10 protein-coding genes and 2 pseudogenes are annotated in these 14,033 nt (G+C 36.1%); 7 read left to right on the top strand and 5 right to left on the bottom strand.

The features are described from left to right. Nucleotides 1–254: hypothetical protein (locus tag PY093_RS10170; protein ID WP_275645786.1), on the top strand; the 254-nt coding region annotated here is incomplete at its 5' end. 220 nt (nucleotides 255–474) lie between these two features. Here PY093_RS10170 and PY093_RS10165 read toward each other — a convergent pair. After that, the gene (locus PY093_RS10165; RefSeq protein ID WP_275645785.1) at nucleotides 475–1,023 is read right to left on the bottom strand and encodes a hypothetical protein; all 549 of its coding nucleotides are present in this window, start codon (nucleotides 1,021–1,023) and stop codon (nucleotides 475–477) included. 170 nt (nucleotides 1,024–1,193) lie between these two features. Between PY093_RS10165 and PY093_RS10160 the strand changes: the two genes are divergently transcribed. Together PY093_RS10160 and PY093_RS10155 are read left to right on the top strand one after the other, a co-directional pair. Beyond that, nucleotides 1,194–4,877, top strand: a complete 3,684-nt coding sequence (locus PY093_RS10160) for a VPA1262 family N-terminal domain-containing protein (protein WP_275645784.1) — start codon at nucleotides 1,194–1,196, stop codon at nucleotides 4,875–4,877. Between the two features lie 13 nt (nucleotides 4,878–4,890). Continuing rightward, nucleotides 4,891–5,466 (top strand): RES family NAD+ phosphorylase, encoded by a 576-nt coding sequence (locus tag PY093_RS10155; RefSeq protein WP_275645783.1) that lies wholly within the window; start codon nucleotides 4,891–4,893, stop codon nucleotides 5,464–5,466. A 79-nt stretch (nucleotides 5,467–5,545) separates the two neighbouring features. On the opposite strand, the gene PY093_RS10150 is transcribed toward PY093_RS10155, so the two are convergent. Further along, nucleotides 5,546–6,778 (bottom strand): FRG domain-containing protein, encoded by a 1,233-nt coding sequence (locus PY093_RS10150; protein WP_275645782.1) that lies wholly within the window; start codon nucleotides 6,776–6,778, stop codon nucleotides 5,546–5,548. 449 nt (nucleotides 6,779–7,227) lie between these two features. Further along, nucleotides 7,228–7,329: pseudogene (locus PY093_RS10145) on the bottom strand (NAD-dependent epimerase); the annotation flags it as partial. A gap of 301 nt (nucleotides 7,330–7,630) precedes the next feature. Here PY093_RS10145 and PY093_RS10140 point away from each other — a divergent pair. The 3 genes and pseudogenes from PY093_RS10140 (at nucleotide 7,631) to PY093_RS10130 (ending at nucleotide 9,451) form a co-directional block, all read left to right on the top strand. Further along, nucleotides 7,631–7,996, top strand: a complete 366-nt coding sequence (locus PY093_RS10140; protein ID WP_275645781.1) for a type II toxin-antitoxin system PemK/MazF family toxin — start codon at nucleotides 7,631–7,633, stop codon at nucleotides 7,994–7,996. Between the two features lie 210 nt (nucleotides 7,997–8,206). Then, nucleotides 8,207–8,599: pseudogene (locus tag PY093_RS10135) on the top strand (IS91 family transposase); the annotation flags it as partial. A gap of 588 nt (nucleotides 8,600–9,187) precedes the next feature. After that, nucleotides 9,188–9,451: a helix-turn-helix domain-containing protein gene (locus tag PY093_RS10130; RefSeq protein ID WP_275645779.1), complete on the top strand. Its 264-nt coding sequence runs from the start codon at nucleotides 9,188–9,190 to the stop codon at nucleotides 9,449–9,451. A gap of 861 nt (nucleotides 9,452–10,312) precedes the next feature. Here the strand turns inward: PY093_RS10130 and PY093_RS10125 are convergent. Beyond that, nucleotides 10,313–10,750 (bottom strand): hypothetical protein, encoded by a 438-nt coding sequence (locus PY093_RS10125; protein WP_275645778.1) that lies wholly within the window; start codon nucleotides 10,748–10,750, stop codon nucleotides 10,313–10,315. A gap of 1,321 nt (nucleotides 10,751–12,071) precedes the next feature. On the opposite strand from PY093_RS10125, the gene PY093_RS10120 reads away from it, so the two are divergent. After that, nucleotides 12,072–12,635 (top strand): DUF6076 domain-containing protein, encoded by a 564-nt coding sequence (locus tag PY093_RS10120; RefSeq protein ID WP_275645777.1) that lies wholly within the window; start codon nucleotides 12,072–12,074, stop codon nucleotides 12,633–12,635. A gap of 201 nt (nucleotides 12,636–12,836) precedes the next feature. Here the strand turns inward: PY093_RS10120 and PY093_RS10115 are convergent, their stop codons facing one another. Further along, entirely contained in the window at nucleotides 12,837–14,003 is a 1,167-nt protein-coding gene (locus tag PY093_RS10115; RefSeq protein ID WP_275645776.1) for a nucleotide sugar dehydrogenase, read from the bottom strand. Nucleotides 14,004–14,033 lie beyond the last annotated feature (30 nt).

The following is a 14,033-nucleotide window of genomic DNA, read 5'->3' as shown; positions in this document are numbered from 1 at the left end:
GAACTACAATCGCTGTATTGGTTAAAATCACTGGTTCTGAGCCATCGACCCGTTTTCCAAACCGAATTCAAATTGTCCATTGGGAAGCAGCTCAACTAGATAAAAAGTCATACGCCGAAATCGATTCTTCTTTATCATTCGATTTAAGTTTAATACCGAACACATATCGTGGGGAATTACAAGAATTAGATTTTAATAGAGTTCTGACTGCTTATTTGGCACTAAGAACGGGTGGATCCAAAACAACAAGTTAAATCTAAAATAAAAATACATAAGTTGCTAAAATAGCCCAAAGCCCTCAATGGAGGGCCATTTTTCTTTCTATGCACTTGCTTCAAACTCCAGATGGACACTTTAGCCCATATCGTAATATTATCAATAAAATGGGACAGGGTACCTGTCCCCCCGTCCCATTTATAAGTTAAATGGAAATGATTAGGTAAACATGAGATCCGTCCCCGTGTTTCCTTTATCCTATTCTTTATACTTACCAGCTAAGTAATCAAGCGTACTCTGATCTAAATCTATTTGTTTATTCAACGTATCAATCAGCTCTTGTGCTTTTTCTTCAGACAATGCATACAGAGTGTCTCCCGGGCGCGGACGTATATCAAGCCCGACATCGGAGAATTTCACCCCTGGTTTTGGGTTAATTACCCACTCAAGGTCTACAGAATACGGCCATCTTCCTTCCGTTACATTCATTTCACTTACGACCTTAGTCAATCCAATAATTTTCTTCTCTGGTGAGGTAACGTATAAAAACATATATTGTCCAGGTTTAAGTTCCTGCGCTATTTTTTTTCGGTTTTTCGGAAAACCAGCGGTCGGGTTATTAATGTAATTAAATATACCTGGATAGACCAGTTTTATCATAAATTCGTCGGTAGCATTCCGCTTCCAAATTAGGTTTGCATCCTTTTCCCCGGTAATCGTAAGCATTTGTTTCTGTAATCGGAGAACCTGCTCGGTTAATTTTTCCACTTTATGTTCTAATTGTTCAATTTTATTATTTTCGTCCATTATATCCAACTCCCTTTTAAGTAAATACACTCACATAAGTGATTCACTTAATCAAGTGTTTCACTTGAACAAATTTTATTTTAATGTTACTCTATTGTCAAATATTTTTGATTACAGAACCTAACTGGTGAAAAGCTTTATTCAATAAAAATTGAGAGGATGTACTCGATATGTTTGCATCAACCTTTTATTTTCTCAAAAGAAAAACAGAAAATGTAGCACACTTTGTATATGGATATGGATTAGATGTTGGGGAGTCTGATTTCAAAGAATTGAGGTTTTCTCTTGTTCAAGGAGCACCAAAGGGATGGAAACTAATACGGATAAGTGGAATCATCACAAAGGAAGAGTTGATTCAACAAGTATCTGAGTGGAATGAAAATCAAAGCCTTACATTTAATACAGAATTGCTTTCTTTTCCCGAATGGATGAAGCGTCCAACCGTTTATTCGTATGATAATGAAATCCTTAAAAAGGGGCTTAAGTCACTGACAAACCGGACTTCCCTTGTGGACATATACTTCGCTATGAATAAATCAAACTGGCTCACTCTGCTCTTTCCCACTGAACAGCTTGATACATCTCGAGCAAAAAAAGAAATGGTGGAGCTTGAAAACCTCATTCAAAATGAGGTAGGGATTTCTTTATTATCTTCCGACAGCTATCGGTTTGGTAACATCGAAATTTATACAAGCACTGACAACCAATCACTCACAACTAAAGAAATAGGCGTTCACCTTAAAATAAATCGGGAAAGGAAGTTTCTGAATGGAAGAGCATGGAAGGGAGAATACGTCACTACCGGCGCATCCTTATGGACAGATGATTCACTTAATGATCATATGCCACTTACCGTAAATCTCTCACTAACGAATGATCATGGAAATCGAGAAGCTATCATATTGGATGAAGTTTTAACAATTCATAAAGCGGGAGAAACACGAGATTTTCAAACCAATGAACCTATCTCTGGCTACAAAATTAAAATATGGTCCAAACATGGCCATCTTCTACATTATGAAGATACTCATTTGATCCGCTCACTAAACATGGATATGAACATACGAGGTGTAAATAAACGTATTCGAGATCCTTGGTCTGAAAAGCTTCCTGAAAAATATAAACAACAGGTTGAAACTGTTGAAACATATGGAAGAAATCCGATTAAGATAGACGGGTTTTCATTTGATCCATGGGTAAGCGAAAGTGACCTGTTTGAAGAGGATATCAATTCTATTCTCGCACCAAACAAACAGTCCGTCGGTACCAGTAGATTCTTCCCTGCAACACAAGAGGGAGAGACGCAATTCTTCCTTTACCTTCAATCGTTATTGGAAGCTAAGGATGTTAAAAAAGCAACCCTAGTTGATCCTTATTTTGGGCATGAATCCGTAGGGCAATTCTTATCACGTATGAAGACAAATTTGCCTATTGAGATTATTACTAGCTTATCAAATAAGCGAAATGATGAGAATCTTTCACCACTCGAATATGTGAAAAACTACATCGATAAAAACAGTACCCTCTTACCTGCTAATATGGAAATCATCAATGTTCAAAGCAAGAAGGCATCTGAGCAACAATTCCATGACAGATTTCTACTTTTAGAAAACAAAACTGGTTACACAGCATATATGCTTGGAACGTCTTTTCATAGCGTCGGTCAAAAGTTTCCAGGTATTATGATTAAAATTCCATCAAGTGTGTTAGAAAGCGTGATCTCATATATACATGAACTCAGAGAAGGTAAAATAACAGGCAGAAAAGAAGCCAAAGCAGAAATGCTGTTTTCAAATTCAAGAAACCGCAAGTCTGCCTCAGTTCCTAATAAAACCATTCTTCCAGGCGGTTTAAAGTCATTTCCGGGATGGGAGAGGATTATTTCCCTTTTACTCCAAACGGAAGAAAATAATTCAGTAAAATTATTAGAGGAATGTATAAATGAAGGTCTTTTTGAAGATTACAATGGTACTTATACATGGGAAGTGAGGGCTGATAAAAAAGAGCAAGTCACTCAAACCATTAAACAACAAATCCTAAAAGCACAAATGCAGAAAAGTGATGATTATGCTGACCTTACACAACTCTTTGATGCACTATCTTTCTGGAACTACCATGGGAGCAACATTCTTGCAGATGAAATTTTAATGGATAAGGATTTAACCGACTTTCTCCTTACCCGACTGCAATCCATTGAAAGGCAAATAAAGGAAACAATGAATCAAAGTGACCGAGGATGGTTTACTTTAAGGGCAGTGTTTGAGGAAAGGAATGAATCCCTTGCAAGTCATCTTGCATTTTATGACCTTTATCATTATTCGTATGAATACGAACGATTATTGAAGCAAAACCACTTTTATGCATCATATTTATATCATTTAAATTCTAATGCCTATTTTTCTGAACTTGACCAGAATTTTGTACTGCTTCCTCATTTTCTTTATTTATTGAGCAGGAAGGAATCTTTTAACGAAGCATTTAGTTCAAGTGAGATTGCAACAAGAATAATTCTTTTTAGTATATTGGATAGCCATCAAGCTTCCACCTTTGGCAAATTGACCATTTCAAACGAAATAAAGAAAAAAGTGTTGCTTACCTATTTAGGTACGCTATACAAAGAAGAACAGTGGAAAGATGCGTTACATTCGCACTTACCATATTTATTAACGTCTTCTTTATCCGACAAAGACTTGCCGTTTATCATGAGAATCAGGCAGCCGTTTCTTACTGAGCTGCTCGACCATATAAATCAACATCAACCTGATTTTGTTTCTGCTACAAGAATGAAAATGATCCATCAGTGGGTTACAAACATAACGACAAAGGAACCATACTATTTTCATGCTTCAACCGACCATAAGAATCTTAAAAGAATCGTTAACATTCTATTGGTACAGTTCGGAGATCAGTGGACAGATTGGTATAATCATGACTTCCTAAAAAAGCTTCCTTGGCATCTATATCTCAATCCACTGTTGAAATCGACAAACTATAGCAAATGGCATTCTGATAGTATCAGGCTATTAGTAGGACTTTTCACAGGACTCAGTGCCCTTGAAAAGATCAGTATAGACAGAGTATTTTCAGAAGATGAAAAAGCACTAGTGGTAACCATTTTTAATTATTTTAAGGAGTACTTACATCCATCCATTTGGACGCTACCATCGGATCAGCTGCTACTCGATGATGTCCTCTATTCACTAGCAATCCTAACAGAGCATGGTGAACTTCAAGAGGAAAATCAAGCACTTTTGGATTTGATTGAAGACAAAAATGTGTCACTCATTCGAAAACTTTCTGTTTACTTTAGTACACAAACAATCTTTTTCCGTAGCATAGAACAGATTAACAGCATGCTCAAGTCTGGAATTTTCCTTCATTCCCTAGGAGAACAGTCCATGGGCCGGTTAAAATGGATTTCAGATGTTCTCCAAGAGTTTATAAAGAATTGTGACACTGAAACAGAAGCAGAGGAAATACGATCGCTTCAATCCAACATCATGAACTTAATAAAGTCAGCTAGCGATGATATGTTACCGCTTCTTTGGAAGTTAGACCTTGGAAATCCTTTGGATGTAAGTAGCCAATGGGGAAAATGGGCAAATACGTTGAAAGTAATGCCACGTGAGTTAAAGAATGCGTGGACAGAAGGACAGGGATATGAATTTTTCTTGAAATTAATCGGATTGGGCTTATATTTAAATGGGGACATGGAAGGTTTTCAACAATGGTTACATGAAAAACATCATGGACTGGAACAAACAGAGTGGGAACGGATTCAAGATGGCAAAGGAGAAAAAGTTCTTGAAGAAATATATAGAGAACTTTCAGGATTGGGAGACCTAGGGGTGTAGGATGATGTTAAAAATGGACCAATTAAAAATTCAACTTACGAAGATTCACCCTGTTCCCTACATGGCAAACTGTTTCCGACTTATGAATCTAAAGTATTTAATAGACGGTGATACCCCTTTATCTGGAAATGGATATCAATATTCATCCGGACGTTTTCATACAAAGGGATCCTATCCAGCCATCTATTTAGCCGAGGAAATTGAAACAACTATGGACGAAACATTAAATTTCAAACAAAGGAAGTTTCCTCCATTCATTATTTGGTCGGTTGAAGTACGATTTTCACGCCTCTTGGATTTGCGTGATGAAAAAAACTTATATCTACTAGATACCACCATACAGGAAATGACAGGCAGTTGGCAAAGGTCTAATGATCATGGCCAAATGGCTCCTACCCAGCTTCTTGCACAAACTGTTTATGACTCTGGGTTATTTGAAGGTATCCTCTATCTGTCCTCTAAGTCTGATGAGGAGCAAGGAAACATTGTGATTTTTAAAGAAAGATTAGAGCCAACCTCTTACGCAAAAGCATTTGATCCTGATGGGGTCATTCAAGAAGAACTTGTCATAATCGGCGAGAGTAAATAAATGGTATACAGAGCCTGTTCTGTCCTTTGGATCAGACTCTGTGCCATTCACCCTTAATAAAGCAAAAAACTTATTTTTTTTAAGATCTATATGCAGATTTTCTAGTCATCAATTTAATACCATATTCTTTTTCAATAGAAAAATCTTCATACATCCTGTCTAACCTTCGTCTTCTCTGTCTACTAAGGTGATAAGGATGTGACTTTCCAATATTGATCCTTTTATCACCAAGAATGCTTGATTCACAAAGTAATATTCTACATTTTGCTTTATCAGTAAAATAATTATTGTTATTAAATGCATAATCAAAGGACTCTTCAGTGAAAACACTGGATTGTTTAATGCCCTCTATAATATCCATTAAATCTAAAAGTCCTTCATGAGGGTAAATCAACCTACCTTGATCCATTCGTTCATATATTTCTTTAGATAATTTTTCAGAATGACGAAATCTTAATTTTTCAAAGGTACTGTCTTCTTGAAGAGGAAATTCATCCACCATTCTTATACCGTAGCCATGCTGCATATGACATCTCATGAATGGCTGGAATCCGATTGGCAAAACGTCATTAATCAGGATTTTTTCTTCATCATTACTTGAGTATTTCCCAGCAACATTAAACATGCTTTTAGTACTAATCTGCCATTGTGGTATATGAAAAATCATCCCGTATTTCGTACTTTCGGATTTCTCTATCATCTCTTTTGTTAAGGGTTTCCACCGTTTTTCAATGCCGTCGTAATAGCAGGTCGCAAAAAACAGAGCAACATTAAAATCATTTGTAATATCTAGCCAATATGTCTCCAAACCGTAATGTTGCGCTAAAGCTTCGAATAGGACATCACCATAACGTGTTGCCCAATTCTTTACTAAGTCGAATTCAAACAGAAACATTCCAAATTCTGCAATCCGCATATCTGCTAAAAGCTTATAAAGTTCTTTATCTCCCTCACTATTATATTGGTTAAGCCTTCTAGTTAATGATGGTACACTTTTTGAGTAGATTTGATTTTCTCCACGATAATAATTATTTCTTTCCGCTTGTCGAATAACAATCCCATGTGGATACTTCATGATAAAACCTGACGTTTTCGGGTCTCTGTATAGAAATTCTTTATAAAGGTCCAAGTGTTCATTTCCTGGAATACCGGAATAATAATTATTTCCTGCATAAGTGTCTTTTGTTACTGCTTCACACTCTTTTTTATCCCGTTCATTCTCGAAAAACAGAGCTCTGATATCATCATACGTTATATCAATAATCCTATTATCTAGTTTATCAGTATATCTACTTGAAATATATTCACTCATTTACTCACCCACTATTAAGCTGAGTTCTTATGGCTAATTCTAGAGAAGCCTTTACTTACTTCACCTTATAATAATCTACATACCAATCGAGCTTTCTTCAATTGATCGGAAACATGGGGACGGTCCTCGTGTTTCAAAAAAGATGATTAATTTAATAAATAAAATGAATGTTTGTAAATTCGATTGGAGAATAAAAGAGTGGGTGAGTGAAAATGAAAAGTATTGAAGAAAAGCAGTTTGTGCGGTTCTTTATTGATATTCAACAACTGGTTCTAAATCCCTTCTAGTTTTCCTGAAAAAGAAAAATATTTGTAAATTAGTCGGAATGGGAATAATTAGGTAAACACGAGATCCGTCCCGATGTTTCCCTTCCTGAAAAAGAAAAATATTTGTAAATTAGTCAGAATGGGAATAACTAGGGAAACACGAGTACCGTCCCCGTGTTTCTCCTTCACCTTATAATAATCTACATACCAATCGGCAAATTTCTGGAGTCCTTCTTCAATCGTAGTTTCCGGTTTAAAGCCCACAGCTTTCTTCAAATGATCGGAAACACGGGGACGGTCCTCGTGTTTCAAAAAAGATGATTAATTTAATAAATAAAATGAATGTTTGTAAATTCGATTGGAGAATAAAAGAGTGGGTGAGTGAAAATGAAAGTATTGAAGAAAAGCAGTTTGTGCGGTTCTTTATTGATAATCAACAACTGGTTCTAAATCCCTTCTAGTTTTCCTGAAAAAGAAAAATATTTGTAAATTAGTCGGAATGGGAATAATTAGGTAAACACGAGATCCGTCCCGGTGTTTCCATAGATTACAACAATCCACAGCATTTGCGCTGGTTAGAAGACTAATGAAAGCAGGCGAAATTTACGATTTATATTTCCCTTTTAAACCACCTATAAAGCCGGGCGAAGCTGCAGGTAAGACACGTCCGGCTTTAATTATGTCTATTAAACCTGATGGAACTACAATCGCTGTATTGGTTAAAATCACTGGTTCTGAGCCATCGACCCGTTTTCCAAACCGAATTCAAATTGTCCATTGGGAAGCAGCTCAACTAGATAAAAAGTCATACGCCGAAATCGATTCTTCTTTATCATTCGATTTAAGTTTAATACCGAACACATATCGTGGGGAATTACAAGAATTAGATTTTAATAGAGTTCTGACTGCTTATTTGGCACTAAGAACGGGTGGATCCAAAACAACAAGTTAAATCTAAAATAAAAATACATAAGTTGCTAAAATAGCCCAAAGCCCTCAATGGAGGGCCATTTTTCTTTCTATGCACTTGCTTCAAACTCCAGATGGACACTTTAGCCCATATCGTAATATTATCAATAAAATGGGACAGGGTACCTGTCCCCCCGTCCCTTTTATAAGTTAAATGGAAATGATTAGGGAAACACGAGATCCGTCCCCGTGTTTCCTTGGTCGTTACACTCATCGTATTGCCATATCTAATAATCGAATCGTCTATATAAACAAAGACTCAGTAACGATACAAGTGAAAGACTATAAAAATAACAATCAACAAAAGACCGTGACAATGACAGGTAAAGAGTTTATTCGAAGATTCTTAATGCATATTCTCCCGAAGGGATTTGTGAAAATTAGACACTATGGAATCTTAGCGAATCGGAATAAAAAGACCAAACTCACACTCTGTAGGAGGCTGACAAACAGCCCTACCTACAAACCTGTATTTGAAGGATTAAGCACTACCGAAGTTCTATCTATCCTTATAAAAAAAGATGTCACCCTTTGTCCAGCTTGTAAAAAAGGACATCTTAAAAGTGCTTCTGAGGCTTTACCTTAAATGGTTCAAACTGAATACCTACTCAAAAAAGCCTCTTTAGTGGGGAGGGGGAAGTTATGTCCGCAAACAACTATCAATGGATACAAATAAGATTGTTTCAAGTAAAAAACACCTAAAAAGACAAAAAATAAGGAAAAACCAAAACATTGAAACCCCATAGGCAGGGGACCGCGACTTCATTCTTCCCGGGCAATCAAAAATTTTGCATTTAGTTAAAACGCATAAAAAGAAGCTAAGGCACAGCTAGCATTATCCACTAGTTGTGCCTTTTTGCGTGCAAAACTTCCGATTGACCCCTATACGAACCGTCCCCGTGTTTCTAGATGGACACTTTAGCCCATATCGTAATATTATCAATAAAATGGGACAGGGTACCTGTCCCCCCGTCCCATTTATAAGTTAAATGGAAATGATTAGGGAAACATGAGATCCGTCCCCGTGTTTCCACTTTTCCCCTTGTCCCCCTACTTTCGAGTGGTGACAGGTACCAAAACCAGGGCATACAAAACCACTTTTACCGTCTATAGACTGTGTAAACTCCTTTTTAGCACTATGATAATTAATGGTAAAAAGGAGAAAGTCCCTACTGTGAGTAAAACAAGTAGATTAAGCCATTACATAGGAAAAACGGTTCGTTCAAGACGGAGGAGTAAAGGTATAACGATTGAAAAGCTGGCTGAGGAATCAGAACTGAATGATAAGTATCTCGGTGAAATTGAACGAGGAGAAGTGAATATATCAATCGAGACCCTTTTTAAGATTGCTAATGGCCTTAGCTTAAAAGATCCTTCCGACCTTCTGGTTGAAGCCACACGGGAAGTTTATTCAAGTATGAGTAAAAGAGAAGAATAAATCTCCACCCTTTTATTAAAGTTCCTTTTACCTATCTACATCTTTTAAAAACCTAATCGAAAGGAGGTATCTCCCCACCTTCGAAATGATTACCCACCCACTTTATATCGTTTATTCAAATTTGTTTATCGTTCAGTAAAATTACACTTACATCAAAAACTATAAATAATACACTGACACACATTCTAACCTTAAAGGGAAGGTGTTCAGGAACAAGAATTAGATTTCAGATATAATAGTACTAAACAGTATTTGAAAGGATGTAATTGATAATATGTCCATTTATGTATCTATTAACTGTTCAAACTGCGGAAGTAAATTAAAAGAAAGAGATCATGTAGTCATCGATTTTATTAACACCCTTTATCACAAAGAATGCTATAAAGGTTCGGAGGATTTAATTAGAGGCGTAGGAACCTACCGGCAAATATGCGAAGAATTTCCTTACTTCTATAAAGATAAAAATATGCTTACCTAGAGCATACTCTTCACTACTATAGCAGTATAAGAAGCCAGTTCGTTGATACAGAAATTTAGAAATTACACCTTTTTGGGGGCATCGGAATTTCCTTTCTATAGGTTCATTATAAGGGACGAGGTGCCTGTAACCCACGCCCCTCATTGGTAATCAACAACTGGTTCTAAGTTACTTCCAGTTTTTCTCACAAATTAAAAATATTTATAAATTAGCAAAATGGGAATAACTAGGTAAACACGAGTACCGTCCCCGTGTTTCCTTTGAGAATGCGATTTATGAACATCTCCCTCCTTAGGTTGTAATAAAAAACTAATAAATGGCAGGTTATATAGTTGGCATTCGTGTACAAAATTATTATCAATAAACTTTATTTCTGTATGTAATTATTGATTATTATCTTGTATTCTATATTGATCCTCTTTTAATTTATTAAGCCCTAAAATTTTTTTAGCGTCCTTTATCTTTATTACACTAGGCATGACTAAAACCATTAAATGACTTTTTGCATTTATAAATTTCAGCTGTTGTATATTGCAAAGTGAATACAAATAATGGGCACCAAAGATATCTTGCACCATACCTTCAAACCCTCTTGGCGGTTTATTTTTAACAAAATATTTCCAGATGATTTTTATATAAGGTTCATGATACTCAATGGCACTAACGTTATCATAGTCAGTTAGAGAGAAATGGTCTACTATCACCAGCCCCTCTGTTTTTGTTATTAAATCATTTAAGAATTCATAACAATTCTTCGTACCATAAATATTATCAGGACAGCCCACATTTTCCCGAACATCAATAAATGCTTGTTCACTCATTTGGAAACACGGGGACGGTCCTCATGTTTCCTGCACCTGAAACTGCACGTGGTAGCCCTCAAGCCCTTTTAAACCGATGCTGGAAATTTTGACGGTCAAATGAATAGCCTCCCTTTAAAAAGATGATTGATTTAATAAATGAATTGAATGTTTGTAGATTCGATTGGAGAATAAAAGAGTGGGTGAGTGAATTGGTAGTTTTGAAGAAAAGCAGATTGTGCGGTTCTTTATTGATATTCAACAACTGGTTCTAAATTCCTTTTAGTTTTATGAAAAAACAAAAATATTTATAAATTAGATTAATGGAAATAAATAGGGAAACACGAGGACCGTCCCCGTGTTTCCAGTTGTGCCTATTTTTGTGCAAAACTTCCGATTGACCCCTGTTAGGATCGTCCCCATGTTTCTAAATAATAGTTTTAGGAGAAATGAATGTTTGTAGATTCGATTGGAGAATAAAAGAGTGGGTGTGTGAATTGATAGTTTTGAAGAAAGCAGATTGTGCTGTAATTTATTTGTATTCAACAACTGGTTCTAAATTCCTTCTAGTTTTCCTGAAAAAGAAAAATATTTGTAAATTAGTCGAATGGGAATAATTAGGTAAACACGAGGACCGTCCCCGTGTTTCCCGCCGAAATCGATTCTTCTTTATCATTCGATTTAAGTTTAATACCGAACACATATCGTGGGGAATTACAAGAATTAGATTTTAATAGAGTTCTAACTGCTTATTTGGCACTAAGAACGGGTGGATCCAAAACAACAAGTTAAATCTAAAATAAAAATACATAAGTTGCTAAAATAGCCCTAAGCCCTCAATGGAGGGCCATTTTTCTTTCTATGCACTTGCTTCAAACTCCAGATGGACACTTTAGCCCATATCGTAATATTATCAATAAAATGGGACAGGGTACCTGTCCCACCGTCCCATTTATAAGCTAAATGGAAATGATTAGGGAAACATGAGATCCGTCCCCGTGTTTCCCTCGAATGTCGTCATTTTTCCACCTCCCTCCTATCGGGAGATGGCTAACCGCCCACCTGCTTTATGTAATTGTTATGTTCATATTATCATTTTGTTTGAAAGATTGCTAGAAAAACAAAACGTTCGTTCCTAAATTTGCAGAAAATATTTGATTGATATACAACAAGATTTACAACAATACTTTTAAAAGTAAATAGTTTAGCGTTTACACTATCTTTCACTTTTCTCATACAGTTACTTGAAATATACGCGGCAGGGCGTAGGACAAAGCTATGAAAAAAGTTTATTTTGGTGGTGACATGCATCCTAAACTAAATTTTTATTAGACAAGTGGAAATGATTAGGAAAACACGAGAACCGTCACCGTGTTTCCTTGATCATCACTTTACGCTTTATGGAGATTTAAAAGGCATCCATGAAAATCAGGAAAACGTTCATCCAGATGCACTGGATGCATTGGACAGGCTTATTGATTACGCTAAGACGGGATATACAGAAGGGATTTATGAGGAATATGAAGTGAATGATTTATTTGAAGTACTCTTTCTTGAAATCTACCATATGATTTTAAGTAATACCGCAGTTAAGAAATGTAGGAACTGTGGTTTGTACTTCGTGGTTCATAATCTAAATGTGGAATACTGTCACAGGATAATTGATGGAGAGGAAAAGCCATGTTCTGAAATTGGTCCAAAACGAGCTTTTCAAAAAAAGCTAGAAGAAGATTACCCTCTGAAAATATATAATCGTGCATATAAGACACATTACGCTAGGGTTAGAAATGGCAAGATGACTAAAGAAGACTTTAATAGATGGTATTTAGAAGCAAAGGATAAGTTGGAACAAGTAAGAGTTGGGGAGCTTGAAAGTACTGATTATGAAAAATGGCTCAAACAATAAGAATATACGTTCTATCTGAAGACAAAGAAATATACCCGCTAAGCCAGTAATTACTAGCTCAGCGGGTAATTTACATTACTGTACTAATTCCGTCTCCTGACCATGGCAATAATATCACGATTAGCTGTCCAACCTTTTTCTCACTTTGCTTTTGAAGCATCAGCATAGTGTGGAATGTGGAAGACATCTTAGACCATTCTATTAATCTCTACTAAACAAATCCCTCGTATATACCTTTTCCTCTACTTCACGTAAATCATCTGATAGTCGATTCGCTACGATGACCTCTGAAATATTCTTAAACTCTTCAAAATCATTGACAACCCTAGAATTATAGAACTCTTTTTCAGCGAGAGCTGGCTCGTACACCACAACTTCAATACCCTTAGCCTTAATCCGTTTCATAACCCCTTGAATAGCTGATTGTCTAAAGTTATCTGAATCCATTTTCATCGTAAGGCGATAGATACCTACAATCTTAGGCTTCCTTTTAATAATCATTTCGGCTACATGATCTTTCCTTGTTCTGTTGGCATCAACTATCGCTGCCATGATGTTATTTGGTACATCTTCATAGTTAGCCAGTAGCTGCTTCGTGTCTTTCGGTAGACAATAGCCACCATAGCCAAAAGAAGGATTATTGTAATGAGTTCCTATCCGCGGATCAAGTCCAACACCATCAATAATTTGTTTAGTATCTAATCCCCTTACCTCTCCGTAGGAGTCTAGTTCATTAAAGAAAGCCACCCTCATCGCTAGGTAGGTGTTAGCAAAAAGTTTAATAGCTTCCGCTTCTGTTGAATTCGTGAACAAAACATCTATATCTTCTTTTAAAGCACCTTCTATTAATAAGTCAGCAAAAACTTTGGCTCTTTCAGACTGCTCTCCCACAACAATTCTTGAAGGATGCAAGTTATCGTATAAAGCCTTACCTTCTCTTAAAAACTCCGGTGAAAAGATAATATTTTCTGTTTCAAACTTCTCTCGGACTGTCTTAGTGTAACCCACGGGTACTGTAGATTTAATAATCATCACTGCTTCTGGATTAATTGATAATACTTTAGCAATAACAGCTTCCACGGTTCTCGTATTAAAGTAATTCTTTTCTGGATCATAGTTGGTTGGTGTAGATATGATGACATATTCTGCATCTTTGAAAGCTTTATAATTATCTGTAGTGGCTGTTAAATTTAATTCTTTTTTTGCTAAGAACTCCTCAATTTCATTATCAACAATTGGAGACCTTTTATTATTAATCATATCCACTTTTTCTTGAATAATATCTAATGCAATTACTTCGTTGTGTTGAGCCAATAATATAGCATTTGATAAGCCTACATAACCTGTTCCAGCGATCGTAATTTTCATATGAACATTACCTCTTCCAAATTTCAATAG

The organism is Cytobacillus sp. S13-E01, from assembly GCF_029193815.1.
Classification (GTDB): domain Bacteria; phylum Bacillota; class Bacilli; order Bacillales; family Bacillaceae_L; genus Bacillus_BV.
Note: the sequence above shows the minus strand (reverse complement) of the source record. Positions and strands in the feature narration are given on the sequence as shown.